General features: G+C 62.4%; 16 protein-coding genes. 5 read left to right on the top strand and 11 right to left on the bottom strand.

Annotation, left to right across the window (positions count from 1 at the left end):
• Positions 1 to 14: 14 nt before the first annotated feature.
• Complete coding sequence (locus RGV33_RS13525; RefSeq protein WP_322144661.1) at positions 15 to 1,139, bottom strand: alkene reductase; 1,125 nt, start codon at positions 1,137 to 1,139, stop codon at positions 15 to 17.
• Positions 1,140 to 1,234: 95 nt separating this feature from the next.
• On the bottom strand, positions 1,235 to 1,912 hold the full coding sequence (locus RGV33_RS13520) for a type 1 glutamine amidotransferase domain-containing protein (RefSeq protein WP_322144660.1): 678 nt from the start codon (positions 1,910 to 1,912) through the stop codon (positions 1,235 to 1,237).
• Between the two features lie 166 nt (positions 1,913 to 2,078).
• Between RGV33_RS13520 and RGV33_RS13515 the strand changes: the two genes are divergently transcribed.
• The gene (locus tag RGV33_RS13515; RefSeq protein ID WP_322144659.1) at positions 2,079 to 3,035 is read left to right on the top strand and encodes a GlxA family transcriptional regulator; all 957 of its coding nucleotides are present in this window, start codon (positions 2,079 to 2,081) and stop codon (positions 3,033 to 3,035) included.
• 4 nt (positions 3,036 to 3,039) lie between these two features.
• Here RGV33_RS13515 and RGV33_RS13510 read toward each other — a convergent pair whose 3' ends face one another.
• A complete protein-coding gene (locus tag RGV33_RS13510; RefSeq protein ID WP_322148670.1) occupies positions 3,040 to 3,546 on the bottom strand; it encodes a GNAT family N-acetyltransferase in 507 nt (168 codons plus the stop codon).
• Between the two features lie 190 nt (positions 3,547 to 3,736).
• Here RGV33_RS13510 and RGV33_RS13505 point away from each other — a divergent pair, with 190 nt between their 5' ends.
• Positions 3,737 to 4,609 (top strand): undecaprenyl-diphosphate phosphatase, encoded by an 873-nt coding sequence (locus RGV33_RS13505; protein WP_322144658.1) that lies wholly within the window; start codon positions 3,737 to 3,739, stop codon positions 4,607 to 4,609.
• On the opposite strand, the gene RGV33_RS13500 is transcribed toward RGV33_RS13505, so the two are convergent.
• Positions 4,606 to 5,562: a Dyp-type peroxidase gene (locus RGV33_RS13500; protein WP_322144657.1), complete on the bottom strand. Its 957-nt coding sequence runs from the start codon at positions 5,560 to 5,562 to the stop codon at positions 4,606 to 4,608. The two genes, RGV33_RS13505 and RGV33_RS13500, sit on opposite strands and share 4 nt — an antisense overlap.
• 255 nt (positions 5,563 to 5,817) lie before the next feature.
• On the opposite strand from RGV33_RS13500, the gene RGV33_RS13495 reads away from it, so the two are divergent.
• The gene (locus RGV33_RS13495; protein ID WP_322144656.1) at positions 5,818 to 7,557 is read left to right on the top strand and encodes a dipeptidase; all 1,740 of its coding nucleotides are present in this window, start codon (positions 5,818 to 5,820) and stop codon (positions 7,555 to 7,557) included.
• A gap of 34 nt (positions 7,558 to 7,591) precedes the next feature.
• Here the strand turns inward: RGV33_RS13495 and RGV33_RS13490 are convergent, their stop codons facing one another.
• From RGV33_RS13490 to RGV33_RS13465, 6 genes are all read right to left on the bottom strand, one after another.
• Positions 7,592 to 9,331, bottom strand: a complete 1,740-nt coding sequence (locus tag RGV33_RS13490) for an ABC transporter ATP-binding protein (protein WP_322144655.1) — start codon at positions 9,329 to 9,331, stop codon at positions 7,592 to 7,594.
• Positions 9,325 to 11,118 carry an ABC transporter ATP-binding protein gene (locus tag RGV33_RS13485; RefSeq protein ID WP_322144654.1) on the bottom strand — a complete coding sequence of 598 codons (1,794 nt, stop codon included), beginning with the start codon at positions 11,116 to 11,118 and terminating at the stop codon, positions 9,325 to 9,327. Before RGV33_RS13485 ends, RGV33_RS13490 begins: the two co-directional genes overlap by 7 nt.
• 90 nt (positions 11,119 to 11,208) lie before the next feature.
• Positions 11,209 to 12,165: a FecR domain-containing protein gene (locus tag RGV33_RS13480; RefSeq protein ID WP_322144653.1), complete on the bottom strand. Its 957-nt coding sequence runs from the start codon at positions 12,163 to 12,165 to the stop codon at positions 11,209 to 11,211.
• Between the two features lie 9 nt (positions 12,166 to 12,174).
• Positions 12,175 to 12,684, bottom strand: a complete 510-nt coding sequence (locus RGV33_RS13475; RefSeq protein ID WP_322144652.1) for a sigma-70 family RNA polymerase sigma factor — start codon at positions 12,682 to 12,684, stop codon at positions 12,175 to 12,177.
• 893 nt (positions 12,685 to 13,577) lie between these two features.
• Entirely contained in the window at positions 13,578 to 15,068 is a 1,491-nt protein-coding gene (locus RGV33_RS13470) for an aldehyde dehydrogenase family protein (protein WP_322144651.1), read from the bottom strand.
• A 13-nt stretch (positions 15,069 to 15,081) separates the two neighbouring features.
• On the bottom strand, positions 15,082 to 15,471 hold the full coding sequence (locus RGV33_RS13465; protein WP_322144650.1) for a c-type cytochrome: 390 nt from the start codon (positions 15,469 to 15,471) through the stop codon (positions 15,082 to 15,084).
• A gap of 226 nt (positions 15,472 to 15,697) precedes the next feature.
• Between RGV33_RS13465 and RGV33_RS13460 the strand changes: the two genes are divergently transcribed.
• Complete coding sequence (locus tag RGV33_RS13460; protein WP_322144649.1) at positions 15,698 to 17,020, top strand: hypothetical protein; 1,323 nt, start codon at positions 15,698 to 15,700, stop codon at positions 17,018 to 17,020.
• Positions 17,021 to 17,058: 38 nt separating this feature from the next.
• Here the strand turns inward: RGV33_RS13460 and hpaC are convergent, their stop codons facing one another.
• Positions 17,059 to 17,571 (bottom strand): 4-hydroxyphenylacetate 3-monooxygenase, reductase component, encoded by a 513-nt coding sequence (hpaC, locus tag RGV33_RS13455; RefSeq protein ID WP_322144648.1) that lies wholly within the window; start codon positions 17,569 to 17,571, stop codon positions 17,059 to 17,061.
• 219 nt (positions 17,572 to 17,790) lie between these two features.
• On the opposite strand from hpaC, the gene RGV33_RS13450 reads away from it, so the two are divergent.
• A complete protein-coding gene (locus RGV33_RS13450; protein WP_322144647.1) occupies positions 17,791 to 18,396 on the top strand; it encodes a response regulator transcription factor in 606 nt (201 codons plus the stop codon).
• Positions 18,397 to 18,595 lie beyond the last annotated feature (199 nt).

Below are 18,595 nucleotides of genomic sequence, written 5' to 3'. Positions count from 1 at the left end.
TCGAGTAGCCGTGCTTACCCGGCGTACACCGGGTAATCGGTGAAGCCCACTTCGGTGCCGCCATACAGGCCGGCAGCGTTCAACGGGTTCAGCGGCCAACCATTGAGAATACGCTGGGGCAAGTCGGGGTTGGCGATGTATGGGCGGCCAAACGCGATCAAGTCTGCCAGCCCCGCCTCCACCAGCCGCACGCCGCGCTCTGCGGTGTAGCGGCCGGCGTAAATGATGCGGCCGGTGAAACTGTCGCGCACCGCCTGGCGGAACGACTCGGGCAACTCGGGCGCGTTGTCCCAGTCGGCCTCGGCAATCGACACATAGGCGATGCCGGCAGCCTCAAGCATTTTGATCGCCTCGATGTAGGTGTGATGCGGGTCTTCTTCCACCAGCCCGATATAAACCCGGTCCTGGTCGGTGCCGCTGAACAACGGCGCAAAGCGCACACCCAGGCGTTCGGGGCCGACCACTTCGGCCACCGCCGCGACGATTTCCCGCAGGAATCGCAGGCGATTGTGCAGCGAACCGCCGTACTCATCGTCACGCTGGTTGGAATGCGCCGAGATGAACTGGTTGACCAGGTAGCCGTTGGCCGAATGAATTTCCACCCCATCGAAGCCTGCGGCCAAGGCATTTTTTGCAGCTTGGGCGTAAAGCCCCACCAACTCTTTGACTTCAGCGGTCGCCAGGGCGCGAGGCTCTGGCGGCTGCACCAACTCACCGGTACCCGGCCCTGTTTCAATGAACGCCTTGACTTGCTGCGGCTGGATCGCCGACGGCGCGATGGGCGCTGCGCCGTCAGGTTGCAAGTCGTGATGAGACACACGGCCCACGTGCCAAAGCTGGGCGAAGATCACCCCGCCCTCGGCATGTACCGCATCGGTCACTGTGCGCCAGCCGTCTACCTGCGCCGGGGTGTAGATGCCCGGAGTCCAGGCATAACCCTGGCCACGCGGCTCGATCTGCGTGCCCTCGCTGACCATGAAGCCGGCCGTGGCGCGCTGGCGGTAATAGAGCGCCATCAAGTCCGTGGCGATGTCGCCGGGCTGGGCGCTGCGCTGGCGCGTGAGTGGCGGCAGGACGATGCGGTTTTTCAGGGTGTGGTGCCCCAGTTTGATCGGAGTACCTAAAGCGCTGTTACTCATGAAGTGGGTTCCTGGGTTGAATTTCGGGCGAGCAGAAGCTGCCGGCTCCCGGTTAAGGGAGCCGCCAACAACATGCTTGTGGGGGATTTAGCGGGTTAGGCGGTGAGCTTCAACAGCGCTTTGGCAACGTCGCTTGAGCTGGCAGGGTTCTGCCCGGTAACCAGCAGGCCATCTTCAATCACAAAGGACTGCCAGTCGGCGCCTTTCTCATACTTGCCGCCCAGCGCCTTGAAATCATCTTCGATCAAAAACGGCACCACGTCAGTCAGGCCAACCGCTGCTTCTTCGGAGTTGGAGAAGCCGGTGACGCGTCGGCCCTTGACCAGCGGCTCGCCGTTGACCGCCTTGACGTGGCGCAAGGCGCCCGGGGCGTGGCACACAAAGCCAATCGGCTTGCCAGCTCGTTCGAAGGCCTCGATCAGGGCGATGGAGGTTTTCGACTCTGCCAGGTCCCACAGCGGGCCATGGCCGCCTGGGTAGAAGACGGTGTCGAAGTCGTCAGCGTTGACCGCGTCCAGCTTCAGCGTGGTGGCCAAGGCCTGCTGTGCTGCCGGGTCGGTGGCGAAGCGGCGGGTCTGGTCGGTTTGCGAATCCGGCAGGTCACTGACCGGGTCCAGCGGCGGTTGCCCACCGGCGGGCGAGGCCAGGGTCACGTCGGCCCCGGCGTCCTTGAATGCGTAGTACGGTGCAGCAAATTCTTCGAGCCAGAACCCGGTCTTGCGGCCGGTGTCGCCAAGCTGGTCGTGAGAAGTCAAAACCATCAATACTTTCATGTGCCAGTGCCTCGGGGTGATGTGGTTGGAATGGAGTGAAGCTTAGGAGCCGGGCCAACACCGCACAATGTCATGTGCGCAAGGATTCCGGACATTGCACCAAGCCGGTTGCCGTTTGCCCGGTACACGCCGACAATCATCGCTGCGCGCCCCCTGGAGAGATGAGATGCACAGCATTGCGCTGATGATTTACCCGAACTTTCAATCCCTCAGCCTTAGCCTGGGCTCGGTGTTTGAGTGCGCAAACCTGCTGCGTGGCGAGCAGGCGTATGAGTTTCACCTGGTGTCGGAAAGTGGCGGCCCGATCATGACGTCCCAGGGGTTCTCGGTGAACAGCACGCCGATCCGGCCCGAGGGCTATGACACATTGATCGTCAGCGGTTACCTGGAGTTCCAACTGCCTGACGCCAACCTGCTGAAGCTGGTGCAGGCCGCCTCGAAGCAGTCCCGGCGCATCGCCTCGCTGTGCATGGGCATCTTCGTGCTGGCCGAGGCCGGGTTGCTTGAGGGCAAGCGCGCCACCACCCACTGGCTGCATGCACCGGCCTTTGCCAAGCGTTACCCGCAGATTCGTCTGGAGGAAGACAAACTGTTTGTCGTCGACGGCCAGATCTGGACCGGCGCCGGCATGAGCGCCGGGGTGGACCTGGCGTTGGCGATGGTGGAGAACGACCTGGGCAGCGACCTCGCCCGCCGCATCGCGCGCAAGCTGGTGATTGCCCAGCGGCGTGGCAGCGAGCAGTCGCAGCTGTCGGCGCTGCTGGAGTTGGACCCTAAATCCGACCGGGTGCAATTGGCCTTGGGCTACGCCCGGGAAAACCTGACCCACGACCTTTCAGTCGAAGCGCTGGCGGCGGTTGCCAGGCTCAGCCCGCGCCAGTTCAGCCGGGTGTTTCGCGAGGAGACCGGGCAAACCCCGGCCAAGGCCATCGAGTCGCTGCGGGTGGAAGCGGCCCGGGCGATGATGGAAACCAGCCGGCATCCCGTGGAAGTAGTCGCCCGCGAGACCGGGTTCGGTGATCGCGAGCGCATGCGCCAGGCGTTTCTGCGGGCGTTCGGGCAGCCGCCACAGGTGATGCAGGCGGCGCTGTTCAGTGCAGGGGCTGGCGCGGCTTTCAACTGATGGCTTAGTGCAACGCCGCCCGGGTCACCAGGAAACTCAGCAGGTTCGGCTCGTCATCCAGCTCGATGGCCTGCACCGGGCGCGGCAGGTTATCCAGCACTGTGCGCCAGAACGCCTGGCTCACTTCATCCTGGTCATAGAACCGCACCAGCCAATTTGCCTCGCTACTGCTCAACACCTGAGTGGCAATGGCGCGGCCAATGCCCTTGCGGCGGTAGCGTTTCAGGATGAACAGGTCTGCCAGTTCCAGCGCGTCGATCCCCGGTAATTCGCTGCCTTCGATCAGCAGGAAGCCTGCGATAAAGCCGTCGACCAACAGCAGGTTGGCGCTCCACCGCGGGTCTTGCCAGTAGCGGGCCAGGTGTTCCTCATGAATGTAGAAGCGGCCGTCCACCTCGACGTCTTCCTGCTCCCAATCCGAGGATTCGTAGGCGTAGAACTGGTAAAGGTTGGCGATCAACGCGGCGTGTTCCGGGCCGGTCTCGATCAATTCGACGGTGGTATCGGGAATGACAGGCATGGGCATCTCGGCAAAAAAACAGGGCGACATTGTCAACAAAAGCCAGCAGCAATGCCAATACAACGGTCAAGCTTTCTGCTTGCTGAATCAATTGCGCTTTTCTCATGTCAACGACAAAATCATTACAAAGTTAGACTAAACTCCGCAGCACTTCCCTCCCCTTGTTTTCAGGATAAGTACTTTGACAAACGTCTGCACCAGCGGCCTCGATGTCGGCTTTGCGTCCCTGGATTACCTGCAAATCGGCATCCTGGGCATCATTCAGGGCATTACCGAGTTGTTGCCTGTGTCTTCCACCGCCCACATGCGCATCGTGCCTGCCCTGCTCGGCTGGCCGGACCCGGGCTCGGCATTTTCCGCGGCCATGCAGTTGGCCGCACTGGCGGCGGTGGTCAGCTACTTCTGGAAGGATGTACGCCAGGTCACGGTCGGCAGCATCAGCGCGGTGCGCCAGGGTGACTACAACAACCAGTGGTTCAAGCTGGCGGTGGCGATTGTGTTGGCGACGATTCCGATTGGGATCGCCGGGATCGCCTTGTCGTCGACGCTCAACTCGTGCAACTCGCCGTTGCGCGGGCTGATGGTGATCGGGATTTCCTGCCTGGTGATGGCGGTGCTGCTCGCAGCGGCTGAACTCAGCGCGAAGCACAAGCGCACGGTGGGCGAAATGCGCCTGCGGGATGCATTGATTGTCGGTATTGCGCAGATCGGTGCGCTGATTCCGGGGGTTTCCCGCTCGGGTTCGACCCTGACTGCCGCGCTGTTCCTCAACTTCAAGCGTGAAGAAGCGGCGCGGTTTTCGTTCCTGCTGGGCTTGCCGGCCATCGCCCTGGCGGGCTTGAAAGAGCTGTGGGTGTTATTCCACGCCGAGCTGCCCGCCCACGCCTGGCCGCATTTGATCTTTGGCCTGGTGGTTGCCAGTGTGTCGGCGTTCTTCGCGATCTGGGGCCTGATGAAGTTCCTGGAACGGTTCTCCACCTGGCCATTCGTGATCTACCGTGCGGTGCTTGGGGTGTTCCTGATTGTGGCAGTCAGCACCGGGCTGTTGGCCTAAGGCGCGCGGTCGGCCAGCTCTTCGAGCAAATCGGCTGACGGTATGAAGAACAGGCCGCCGGTGACCGCCGTGCTGAAGTCCAGCAGGCGGTCATAGTTGCCGGCAGGCCGACCGACAAACATGTTCTCCAGCATCAACTCCAAAGGCTCCGGCGACCGCGCGTAGCCGATGAAGTATGTGCCGAATTCCCCGGCGCCCGGCCGGCCAAAGGGCATGTTGTCCCGCAGGATTTTAACTTCCTCACCGTCCTTGGTGATGGTGGTCAGTGCACTGTGGGAATTGGTCGGCTTGGCCGCATCGTCAAGTTCGATGTCCGAGAGTTTGGTGCGCCCGATCACCCGCTCCTGCGCCTCCACCGACAATTCGTTCCAGGCTTTCATGTTGTGCAGGTACTTCTGCACCAGCACATAGCTGCCGCCGCTGAACGCCGGATCCTCATCACCGACGATGGTGAAACCTACCGCCTTGCGCCCGACCGGGTTCTCGGTGCCATCGACAAAACCGATGATGCTGCGCATATCGAAATAACGGAAACCCTGCACCTCATCCACCACCGTCACCGAATCGCCCAGCGCGGCCATCAACTGGGTGGCCAACTCAAAACACAGGTCCATCTGCTCGGCACGAATGTGCAGCAGGATATCCCCCGGAGTGGCCGGCGCCAGACGCCCCGCCACCCCGACTTCCTTGAACGGGTGCAAGGCCGCCGGGCGGGGAGCGCCGAACAGCGCATCCCACGCCTTGGAACCGAAACCTGCGACACAGGACAGATTACCCGCTGGAACGCGTTTGCCGACTGAACGCACCAGCCCTGCAATATCGGCGCACCAACTGCGTACCGCTTCGGCCGAATCACTGCCGGGCGCCAGGGTCGCGACCATGAAAATCGCGCTGCTGGTGATCGGGCTGCAGACGGATTGGGGTTCGAGGGTTTGATCGGTTGGCGTTGTCATTGGGAGTCCACGGGTGGCGGTCGAGATTTCAACGACGGCAGATTAGCAGACCACCAAACCCTGTGGGAGCTGTCGAGCTTCAGGTCGAAAGCTCCCACACCCGGTTTTGGTTTATCCGCCACTTGCACAGCTCCAACGGACAATTCCCACAACAGGGACTCCCCTCCTCCGCCTTCCCGATGGTAGTGTGTGAAATTGTTTCTGACCTTTCGATCAGACATTTCACTCACTCCCTGCAAAGGAATGCCCCAAGCAATGGATTTTTCCCTCAAGCAACTGGCCGTCGCCACCCTGATGGCGGCCAGCCTTTCGGTGTTCACCACCCAGGCTCAAGCCAACCTCACCCCACAACAGAACGCGATCATCCTGAAGACCTTCAGCGATGCCTCGGTCAAGGATTTCCGGCAGTTCCTCGCCAGCCTCGCCAAGAGCGATGTGGCCAAGAGCGACAACCTCGGCCCGGCCATCAGTGCCTTTCTTGCCAACAAGGACCTGAGCGCCGACCAGCAGAACGAAATCCATCGCCTGCTGGGGCTGTATGCGCGGGTGAAGTACGGCGCTGCCGCCACTGAAACCCTGCGTGAACTGGTGGAGATCCCAACCTTCCAGGTGGCCGGCGTAGCCCAGCACGACAACCCTGAGTTCATCAAGATCGCGGCCAGGATCAAGAGCCTTGCCGAGTCGTTCAACCTGAACTTTCGCAACATCGACAACCGCGTCTATGAAATTTCCCTTGAAGGCAGCGGCGATGAAGTCGTCGGCATCCATGCCCACGCCGACGTGGTCCCGGTAACCCCGGAAAACTGGGTACTCAAGGACGGCACCAAGCTCGATCCGTTCAAGGTCACGCTGATCGGCGACCGCATGTATGGCCGCGGCACCGAGGATGACAAGAACGGCATCGTGGTGGCGATGTACGCCATGAAGGTGATCAAGGAAGAGAAGTTGCCACTGGCACGCAACTTCAAGCTGCTGGTGGACACCACCGAGGAAACTTCCGGCGACGCGATCCCGTACTATTTCGAACACAACCCCACGCCCAACTACAACCTGGCGCTGGATGGCGGCTACCCGGTGGTGATCGCCGAGAAAGGCTACGGCACGGTCATGGCCAAGTTCCCCAAGCGCAAGGCTGATGGCAAGGGCGCAGAAATCATCTCGATGACCGGCGGCAAGGCCACCAATCAGATTCCGTCGGCGTCGGTGGTGACACTGTTGAGCGATAAGCCCGCCGAACTGGCCGCCAGCCTGCAAAAGGCCGGCAGCGAGTATGCCAAGCGCAATGGCGGCGACTTCGAGGTGGCGGCCAAGGTCGACGGCAAGGACGTCAAGCTGACCGTCACTGGCGTGTCTGCCCACTCCTCCGAGCCTGAGTCCGGGGTGAACCCGGTGGCCAGGATGCTCGACTTCCTCAACAGCCTCGACGGCAAGGTGGCGCTCAAGCACAACCAGTTCACCGACGCCGCACATTATGCGGCCAATAACTGGGGCCTGGATTATCTGGGCGGCAAGCTGGGCGTGGGCTTCTCCGATGCGTTCATGGGGCCGTTGACCACGTCGCTGACTTATGTGGGTGAAGATGACAACGCCTTCAAACTGGCGGTCAACCTGCGCGTACCGAAGGGCAAGTCACCGGAAGCGCTCAAGGCCGAAATCGCCGACAAGCTGGCTGCGTGGACCCAGAAAAACCACGTTGCCGTGAGCTTCGACTACTCGATCGCCGAGCCGATGTACCGCAACCCTGAAGGCGAGTGGGTCAAGGCACTGTTGGCGGTGGCCAGCGAAAACCTCGGCATGGAGCACAAGTACGGCACGTCGGCCGGTGCTACCTCAGTGCATGAGCTACCCAATGGCGTGCAGTTCGGCCTGGCACGGCCAGAGGTCAAGTACACCGGCCACACCGACAACGAGTTCAAGACCGTTGACCAGTTCCTGCTGGACCTGCAGATCGTCACCGAAATGATGGGCCGCATCGGGCAACTGCCGAAGCTCTGACCAACCCCGTGGGCCCGCCATCCTGGCGGGCCCACTAGGCGATACGCCAACCCTTCGACGCCCGTCGTTGCGCCAGGAACCGGGCATAGCGCCCCTCGCGCGACGTCAACTGTTCAGGCGTGCCCTGCTCTACGATCCGACCCTCTTCCAGCACCACAATCTGGTCAGCCATCACCACGGTCGACAGCTGGTGCGCGATCACGATCAACGTACACTTGCCGCGCAAGCGTGCCAGGGTTTCGGCGATCACCGCCTGGTTCTCGGCGTCCAGTGCGGCAGTGGCCTCATCCACCAGCAGGATCGGTGCGCCCTTGATCAACGCGCGGGCGATCGCGATACGCTGGCGCTCGCCACCAGACAAACGCGCCCCACCCTCGCCGACGCTGGTCGAGAGTCCCATGGGCAGGCGCTCGATAATTGCCTGCACACCGGCCTGGCGCGCCGCCTCCAACACTTGCGCGTCGCTCGCATCGGGCTTGCCGAGGCGGATGTTGTCGGCGACGCTACCCTGGAACAGATACGTGTCCTGGAAGATCTGGCTGATCTGTGCATTGAGTTGCTCGCCGGACATCTGCCGCACGTCCACACCACCGATACACACCTGGCCCTGGCTGACTTCGAAAAACCGCGCAGCCAGCCGCAACAGCGTGGTTTTGCCCGAACCGCAAGCGCCCACCAACGCGGTCATACTGCCGGGCTCAATACGCAGGCTTACTCCACGCAGCACGTCCCGAGCACCGGCCGGGTGGCGAAAGCTGACGTCGAATAATTCCACCGAGGCATCACGGGGGCATTGCGCCGTGGCGGGCTCCTTCAGCGCCGATGCAGCCAGGATCTCGCGCACCGCCTCAAGCTGCACGGCGGCGCCGCGCAGGGTCTCGCCATAGCCTGCCACCTCCAGCAGCGGGTCAATGAAGCGGCTGACCAGCAACAGTGCCACCAACACCGCGATCACCGAGCCCACGTGCAAGGCGTTACCCAGGTACGCGTCGAGCCAGAGCGCGGCGGCGATCAGCAAGGCCGCGAATACCATCTGCACCAGCCACATATTGAGCAGTACCGAGGTCGCGGACAGAAGGATCAGGCGCAGCCCGGTCGCGTGTTGCTGTTCAATCGCCCGCTGCAGGAACACCGCGTTGCCACCACCACTGAATGCGCGCAATACCGACTGCGACTGGGCAAACTCCAGCATGCGCTGGCTGGTTTCGGCCGAGCTGCGCTGGAACGCCCGGTCGGCACGCCGGCCCAGCCGCGCACTGAGCCAAAATGCAGCGCCCAGCACCGGCAACGCCAACAACGCGATCAGCCCCATCTGCCAGCGCAGTACAAACAGTGCCAGCACCAGGACCAACGGCGTCACTACGCCACTCAGGACCGGGGTAAACACATGGGCGGGGAGCTGGGCCACCGTCATCATGCCTTGGGTTACCACATGGTTGAGCCGCGCCGAGTTATCGGGTGTAAACCAGCCGACAGGTAACCCGGCCACATGCTCGCCAATACGCTGGCGCCCGCCTTGTAAAACCGCCACACCCACTGCAACACCGGCCTTTTCGACTTCCCGGCGCGTGGCCCAACACGTGCCCACCGCCGCCAAAAACACCACCAGCCACAAGGCTGCTTCGGCAAGATCACCGTTGAGCATGTCGGTCAGCACCGGTACCAGTGCGGCAATCGTCAACCCACACAGCGCGCCGTAAAACACCACCTGGGCGACGTAACGGCGCAAGACCTGGCCATCGTCGCCCAACAGTTCGATAAAGGTTTTCAGCATGTCGGCAGCGCCTGTTCCCGGGTCTGTTTGTAACCGCCCGACGCCCACAGCCGGGCATAGCGGCCCTCTTGCGCGATCAGTCGAGGATGGTTGCCCTGTTCAACGATGCGGCCGTTTTCCAGCACGATGATGTGATCGGCATGCATCACGGTGTCGAGGCGGTGGGCGATGACCAGCAACGTGCGGCCCCGGGCAAACCGCGAGAGCGCTTCCTGGATCGCCACCTCGTTTGCGGCATCGGCGGCGGCCGTGGGCTCATCCAGCACCAGCACCGGCGGCGCCAGCAATACCGCGCGGGCGATGCTGATACGCTGCTGCTCGCCACCGGACAACTGCGCATCCTCGCCGATCACCGAGGCGTAGCCCCGTGGCAAACCGATGATGCACTCATGGATATTTGCGGCCCGCGCGGCGGCCTCGATTTCCTTCTGGCTGGCGCTGGGCCGGCCGAGCGCGATATTTTCGGCAACGCTGGCGTGGACCAGGCGCACCTCCTGCAGTACAAAACCGATCAGGCTGTAGAGCTGTGAGGACTCGACCTGCCGCAGGTCAACGCCGCCCAGGGTGATGCGTCCTTCAGTGGGGTCGAAAAAGCGCAGCAGCAGGCGCGCCAGGGTCGACTTTCCGCAACCCGAGGCACCGACGATGGCGGTCACGGTGCCGGGCTTGAGGGTAAAGCTGATGTCGGCAAGCACCGGCCGCTGCGGGTCGTAGGCATAGCCGAGATTTTCTACGCGCACTTCGGCGTCCTTGGGCAAGCGCTCGGAACCCGCAGCCACCTGCGCCAGTACGGGTGTCGCCAGCAGCGCCTGCACACGCTGGGCGGCGCCGGCGGCATTATTCAAGTCGTGGGTGATGTAACTCAGCAGCATCAAAGGCGCGCAAATGCCCGGCGCGACAATCGCGAACGGCAGTACCTGCACCGCCCGCATCCAGCCAAGGCTGACAAACACCAGGCCGAACGTCAGCACCGTCGCGAGCACTGTGACCGGAGCGATCATTGCGTTGGCATTGGCCATCGTCCCCACCAGCGGCCGGGTGAATTCAACGAAGGCCTCGCTGAAATCATCCACCGCCTCACAATAGCTGGCGTGGGCCTTGCCGGTGGCACCGAAGGCCTTGATCACGGGAATGCCGTTGACGAACTCGACCACCGCGTTATTGACCCGGGTCATGCGCTCGACAAAGGATTGCATGTGACTGGCGCTGGCTTTCATCGCCCGGGCAAAAAACAGGAAAAACCCCGCAAAGGGCAGCAGCGAGACCAGCGCCATGCGCCAGTCCACTGTGAACAGATAGACCGCCGACAGCAACACGGCGCCGGTACAGCGGCCCATGGTGGTGTAGAAGTGCGCTGTCAGGCTGTGCAGGGTGCCGATATCGTCCTGCATCGCCTGCTTGACCTCGCCCGACGCCCGCTCGGTAAACCAGCCCAGCGGTACCTGGCTCAACCGCTGGGCAATCGCCAGGCGCAGGTGGCGAGTGATGTGATTGTCGGCCAGATGCGCCACCGCCTCTGCAAGCGTCATCAGCAGCATGCCCGAGAACAGGCACGCCAGGCTGATGCTGATCGTCAACCACAGCTCGCCCGGCGCCTGGGCAACCGACGGCCCGCCGAGGCTGACCCTGGCGATATGCACGATGCCGCCCAGCGGCACCAGCGTGAGCATACAGGCCACACCGGCCAGCAACGCCGCAGCGATCAATCGCCCGCGCACCGGCTGCAACACGTGCGAGACCGCGCCCCGGCCCCTGGGTTTGGCCGCAGCCACATCCTTGTTACTCATGAAGTCTCCCTGACTGAATGAGCCTTTGCTCGCCCTTACCTTGTCTTCCGCACGAGCCGCGAAAACCCTCAATCAAAACCCACGAAATTTTCAGGCGGGCGCGCGCACTGTCACCCAATAGCGGGTGCGCCTCACCACTTGTACCGGCAACGCAGCGGCCAGGTTGTCCAGCGCCAGGTCGGTATTGTTCAGGTGCAACACGCCACTGACCCGCAGCATCGCCACCTCCGGCGCGCAGCGCAGCACACCGGGGCGGTAGCGCGCCAGCTCGGCGACCAGTTCGTCCAGGCGCATGCCATCCGCCATCAACAAACCCTTGACCCAGGCGACGTTGCGGTCAGTCACCGCCGCAGTCGGTTGCACCTTGTCCCTGGATACCGTCGCGCCTTGCCCGGCGTCCACTCGTTTACCTGCACCATGGTCGGGTCGAGCCTGCACGGCGCCCTCAAGTACGGCCAACTGGCAGCTTTCGGCGCACTGGCGCACGCTGAAGCGCGTGCCCAGGGCCTGAAGCACACCTTGGCGAGTCTGCACCCGAAACGGCCGGGGTGAAGGCGCCGTTGTGATGAACACCTCGCCCGCCTGCAGGATCACCAGGCGCTGGAGGTCGTCGAACTGCACATCAATCGCCGAAGCAGATGCCAACACCAGGCCGCTGCCATCGGGCAATAGAACTTCGCGCACTTCGCCGGTGCGGGTGCTATGGGTGGCAGTCGCCAGTTGCCAGGCGTCGGTGCGGCGAACGCCGTAGCTGAGGCCACCCGCGGCGAGCAGCAGGCCGAGCAGTCGCAGGGTGCTTCTACGATCGGTGGAATCGGGCGTGTCGGGTTCGGCCAGGCTGTGTTTGGCGAGTGCGGCGGGGACGCTGTGGAGTTTTTGCTCAAAGCCCAGCAGGCGTGTCCAGGCGAGTTCGTGATGCGGGTGTTCGGCGCGCCAGCGCAGGCAGTTGGCCTGGTCTTCGGCGCTGGCGTCATCGGCCCACAGGCGAGCCATCCAGGCGGTGGCGCGCTCGATGATATCGGGGGCGATGGGCTGTTCGGTGGGCATCGCGGCGGGTCAACCGTGCAGTGTCTGGTAGCAGGCCAACAGGCCGGCGGCGATGTATTTTTCCACCGAGGAGACGGAGACTTGCAGCTTGGCGGCGATTTCGCGGTAGCTCAGGCCGTCGAGTTTGCACAACAGCAGGGCCTGGCGGGCCTTGGGTTGCAGGGTGTGCAGTGCGACGTCGATTTCGATCAGGGCCTCGATGGCCAGGGCGCGGGTTTCTTCATCGGGCGTGCAGGGTTCGGGCGTCAGGGCCAGGGCCTGCAGGTAAGCGGATTCGATCTGGCGGCGGCGGTAGAGGTCGATCACCAGGCCGTTGGCGATCTGGGTAAGGTGGCGGCGGGATTCGCCGGAGGGCGGCAGTTGGCCCTTGCGCATGAGTTGCAGGTAGACGTCGTGGGCCAGGTCGGCGGCGTCGAAAGCGTTGCCCAACTTGCGCCGCAACAGGGTACGCAGCCAGCCGTTGTGGTCGACGTATAGAGTTTCAACCTCGCGTTGAAAGGCGAACTGTCCGATGTTCACAAACCTCTCCTTTTACCCAATGGGCCCGGGGGTGCTGGGGCGATTGGGCTGGTAATGATTTGCAAGACTATCGGCTCTGGGCTGCGGGTGCAATGCGGGGGGCTGGCGGGGTTATGGGTACATATCCGTTGTTTTTTTCAGGGCTTGGATTGGTTCCGCTCTTACAGCGGCTCACTTTTGAACAGCGCAAAAGTAAGCAAAACGCTCTTGCCCCACCACTCGGCACCTCGCTTAGGCTCGGTGTGCCCGAACGCAGGCATTACTCCGCGGGCCGCCGCGACGGCCCGTCCCTGGCCCGTCGCGGCTAAACCGGCGTCCTGCCGGTTTACCCGCTCCGTAATACCTGCGTTCGGCCAGCGTGGTTTAACGGGGCGCCTAAGATCAAGATCACAAGCAGATCAAGAACACAGCGGCCTACAGGCCGGCTTGAGTGTTAAAAGCAACAGCGAAATCAAAGGCTGGCACGGTTCAACTGTAGGAGCTGGCTTGCCGGCGATGGCATCGCCGCGGTGTGTCTGAAAAACCGAGTTGCCTGCATCGCCGGCAAGCCAGCTCCTACAGCTTTTGCCCTGGCTTTTAACACTCAGGTCGGCTTTCAGGCCGCCGTGCTCTTGCTTTTGATCTTGATCTGACTGCCCCATTCAGCCCGAGGCCGAACGCAGGGATTGAGGAGCGGGTAAACCGGCAGGACGCCGGTTTAGCCGCGACGGGCCAGGGACGGGCCGTCGCGGCGGCCCGCGGAGCAATTCCGGAGTGAGGGAACGCCGAGCCTAAGCGAGGTGCCGACAGGCGGGGCAGAGCGTTTTGGTTACTTTTGCGCTTTTCAAAAGTGACCCGCTGTAAGAGCGGAACCATACGCAGCCGCTACCTAAACAACGGATATTCACCCCCTATCAATGCGCAATGCAAACCGACTTCAACTCGGTATAAGCCTCGATCACCGCCCGCCCAAACTCCCGCCCCATCCCCGACTGCTTCACCCCCCCAAACGGCATCGCCGGGTCGAGCAACACATGCGCATTCACCCAAACCGTCCCCGCCTCGATCCGCGGCACCAGGTTCATCGCTTTACCCAGGTCATTCGTCCAAAGACTCGCCGCCAACCCATACCGATTGTCATTGGCCAACCCAATCACCGCATCTTCATCATCAAACGCCATCACCCCCAATACCGGCCCAAACACCTCCTCCCGAGCCACCGCCATCCCATGGTCAATATCGGCCAAAATCGTCGGCCGCACATAAAACCCCTCACCCGCAACCTCATCCCCACCAATCACCACCCGTGCCCCTTCAGCCCGAGCCTGCTCGATATGGCGCAATACGCCTTGCTGCTGCTTGCGCGACACCAACGGATTAATCGCCGCCTCGCAGTTCATTCCCGCCCCCAACGGCATCGCCGACACCGCCGCCGCCAACCCCTCGACAAACCTGGCGTAAACCGAACGATGCACATAGAAGCGCGAAGCCGCCGCACACACCTGCCCGTTGTTCAACAGCCCACCCAGGATCGCCCCCTGGATGGCCTTATCAATATCCGCATCCGCCAACACAATCATCGGGTTCTTGCCCCCCAACTCCAGGGCAAACCGCGTCATGTTCTCCATGCACGCCACACCCACACTCTTGCCCACGGCAGTCGACCCGGTGAACGACACCTTGCTCACCAACGGATGAGCCGTCAGCACACCACCCACCGACGCACCACCCCCGGTGACCACGTTGAACACCCCGGCCGGAACCCCCGCCTCCAGCGCCAACTCAGCCAGGCGCATCGCCGTCAACGGGGTCTCCATCGCCGGTTTGATGATCACCGTGCACCCGGTCGCCAACGCCGGCATCAACTTCCACGCCGCAATCAGCAGCGGGAAATTCCATGGCACGATGCCCACCACCACACCCACCGGCTCGCGCCTGGTATACGCGGTGAACTTCGCCCCCGGCGGCAGCGGGATCGATACGTCGAAGGTCTGCCCTTCGATCTTGGTCGCCCAGCCCGACATGTAGCGCATGAACTCCACCGTGGCGTTTAGATCCAGCCCCCGCGCCAGGTTGATCGACTTGCCCTGGCTCAGGGTTTCCAACTGCGCCAGCTCCTCCGCATGGGCCTCTACCAATGCGGTGAAGTTCAGCAAGATCCGCTCCCGGTCAGCCGGACGCAGCCCCGACCACACGCGGGACTTGAACGCCGCATGGGACGACTGCACCGCCTGCTCCACGATGTGCAGCGGCGCGTCCAGGGTTTCGCACAGGGTTTGCCCGGTGGCCGGGTTGACCACCTTGATCTGCTCGCCTTCGGCAAACACCCACTGGCCATCGATAAAGCAGCCATGGCGGCGGTCGAGGAAGGCAGCCACCTGCGGCAGGATTTCAACGTTGCTCATGATTCACCTGTATTCACTGTTGTTCTTTGAGAAAGCAGGCGACCGCTTGGCGATCGTCGGCCGAAGCCAGGCCCATGTAGGGCATGTAGGTGCCGGGCACAAACGCCTGGGGTTGGGTGATGAATTGCGCGAGGGTCTCGGCTTGCCATTCGACGTTTTTGTCGCGCATCGCCTGGGAGTAGCTGAAGCCTGCCAGGGAGCCGGACTTGCGCCCGTAAATACCGGCCAGGTTCGGCCCCATCATCGTCGCGCCGCCCTTGGTCACCGCGTGGCACACGCCGCATTCGTTGGCAAATACCTGAGCGCCACGGCCCGGGTCGGGGGCGCATTCAGCGGCGAGCGCGCTGTGCGCCAGGACCAGCGACAGCACGCTGGCCAAAGACAATCTGTGTGCAGTGAACATAGCGAAACGACCTTGAAAACCATCGAAGTTGCCGACGATTGTCAGGGCTCGGGGTCGCTCGGGTTTTGCCCTGCGTGCCAGTCGTGTTGGCTGGGCTGCCAAACCGTGGATTCTGGCAAGCACAGTCAAGTGTTTGGCAACCAGACAAAAGGCGCCTCACTTCGCCAGCATTAGTATCGCGGCAGACCCCAACCCTGTGGTCATGAACAAGAATGGATGCCACACCATGCTCAAATCCCCCTTGCTTCGCCTCTCGACCCTCGCGCTGATGATCGGCGCCAACCAAGCCTGTGCCTACGAACTGTATGCCGATGACAGCAGTCACCTGAATGCCACGCTGGAAGCGCTATTCGGTGCCTTCCACAGCCAGCAGAATTACGCCCAGTCCGGGCGCCTGGCCAAAGGCTCCTCGTCCTGGCGCGAGGGCTACGTCAAGTACGGCCTGAGCTTCGACACGAGCTTCAGCGGCGCCGGCACCGCCTACGGGGCGGCCAACCTGCTGAGTTCCGGCACCTGGGGCGACGGCGATGCCGCAGGCTTCAGCGACGGCTCGGAGCGCACCACAAAGTTTGAAGACGCCTACCTCGGCTGGCGCTCGGGCAAGCTGTTTGAGGTTCTCGGCGAGAACGGTGTGGACCTGTCCTTCGGCCGCCAGAACATCGTGGTCGGCGACGGTTTCCTGATCGATGGCGACGCGCTGAACTTCGGCAAGGGCGTGGCCGATGGCGACCTCAATCGCGGCGGCGGTTACTACATCGCCGCCCGTAAAGCCTTCGACGAGACCGCCGTGTTGCGTCTGGGCGGCAAGGAAGGCTGGCGCAGCGACCTGATGTGGCTCAAGTCCGACAACCGCGCCCAGGCCAGGACCGAGATGTACGTCGCCACTCTCGAACACGTGGCCGCCGAAGGCACGGTGGGGCTGACCTACATCGACACCACCGATGTCGACAAGCAATATGCCTCCCCCACGCAGTTGGAGCGCGACGGCATGAAGACCTATAGCGTGCGCGCCACGGGCAATGCCGGGGTGACCAACCTGTTCCTGTCCGGTGAATACGCCTGGCAGGACAAGCCTCACACCGGCAACGAAGACGCCTGGTACCTGGAAGCCGGCTGGACCTTTGCCGAGGTGGCCTGGACGCCCTATGTGAGCTACCGCTACAGCCGATTCTCGGAAGGTTTTGACCCGCTGTTCTACGGGTTCAGCCGTGGCTACGGCACCTGGTTCCAGGGCGAAGTGGCGGGCAATTACGCCGGGCCATTCAACAACAACTCACGCATTCAAAACGTCACGTTCAAGGTCTCGCCCCTGCAAAACCTCAACGTCGGCGCGGTGCTGTTCGACTTCAAGACGATCGACCGCAACCTCGGCAACAGCGACGGCCACGAACTGGACCTGTACGCCGAATGGCACGTCAACGAACACCTCACGGTGATGCCGCTGATCGGCCTGTACCAGCCAGACAAGAGCGCTGAACAAGGCGGCACACAGTTGGGCAACCACGATAAAAACCTCTACAGCCAAGTGGTGTTCGCCACTAACTTCTAACCAACGAAGCAAGTCCCCACATTTGATCCTCTAAATCTTCAGCAATGGGCGCCAGCATGTTCAATCCGGTGAAACAGGCGGTTGAAGTACACCAGGCTGTTGCCCTCCCCCCGCACCCCAACCCGTGACAACTGCACAAACATCACCGAATGCGAGCCCACTTCCTTGCACTCGGTGATCCGCCCCTCAAGTTGCACCAGCGCATCCCGCAGCACCGGCACGCCTGCCTCGCCACCGTCCCACAAATCCCAGGCAAACCGCTCGGCCATGGGCACCTGGGTCATCCCGGCAAAATGCCGCGCCAGCTCCTCCTGCTCACCGCACAGCACGTTCACGCACAGTTGCCCGTTGGTGCGGAACACATCATGAGTGGCGCTTGCGCGATTCACGCACACCAACACCGTAGGCGGCGAATCGGTGACCGAACACACCGCACTCGCCGTGATCCCGCAACGCCCGCCCGGCCCATTGGTGGTGATGATGTTCACCGCAGCCGGTAATTGCGCCATGGCGTTGCGAAAGTCGATTTGCTGCTGGCTCAAGTCGGCCATGTCAGTGCCCCTTTACGGTCCGTGGGTGATGCAACCAGATTAAGGCGCCCTGTAAGGCACGACCATTCAGACGATCCCCATGCCGACTAGGTGCTTTCTTTATCGTCAGGGCCCTTCACACTGGGTATTCTGCTTGCAAGGCTCCTTAGATGAGCCAATGTCCGCCGCTGCGTGCTCGCGTGCGAAAACAATAATTAGAAATTCTCGTGGCAGTCCCTGATGGAAATCCGCACACCGATTGTTTACATCGTTGATGACGACAAAGACCTGCGTACCTCGTTGGCGTGGCTGCTGGAGTCGGTCAGCGTGCAGGCGCAATGCTTTGCCGGGGCCGAAGAGTTCCTCGAACACTACGACCCACGCCAACCCGCGTGCCTGGTGCTGGATGTGCGCATGCCGCAAACCAGCGGCTTCCAGTTACAGGAAATCCTCAACCGGCGCGGCAGTACCCTGCCAACCATTTTCGTCTCGGCCCACGGCGACATCCCGATGTCGGTCACCGCGATGAAAAACGGCGCGCTGGATTTTGTCGAGAAACCCTATAACCCGCAGCAGATGATCGACCGCATCCAGGCCGCACTGAAGACCGCCGTACAAGCCCAGGCCGACCAGGAGCAACGCGAGCACCTGCAAGGCAAGTTGGCCCTGCTGACGAGCCGGGAACGGGAAGTGTTGATGCTGGTGGTGGACGGCAAGGCGAGCAAGGTGATTGCCCGCGAGCTGAACATCAGCGTGAAGACCGTGGACGTGCACCGCACCAAGATCAAGGAAAAGATGGGCGTGACCAGCATTGCCATGCTGGTCCGCGAGGTGTTGTATCCGTAGGGCGCGATGATTGAATGTGGGAGCTGTCGAGCTTTAGCGAGGCTGCGAAGGGATCGCGGCGGTGAGCCTGGGGCATAGAGTGGTCTGCATCGCAGGCAAGCCAGCTCCCACAGTTGACCTCATTCCAATGTGGGAGCTGTCGAGCTTTAGCGAGGCTGCGATGGGATCGCTGCGGTGAGCCTGGGGTATAGAGTGGTCT

It is taken from the genome of Pseudomonas sp. Bout1 (assembly GCF_034314165.1).
Taxonomy (GTDB): domain Bacteria; phylum Pseudomonadota; class Gammaproteobacteria; order Pseudomonadales; family Pseudomonadaceae; genus Aquipseudomonas.
Note: the sequence above shows the minus strand (reverse complement) of the source record. Positions and strands in the feature narration are given on the sequence as shown.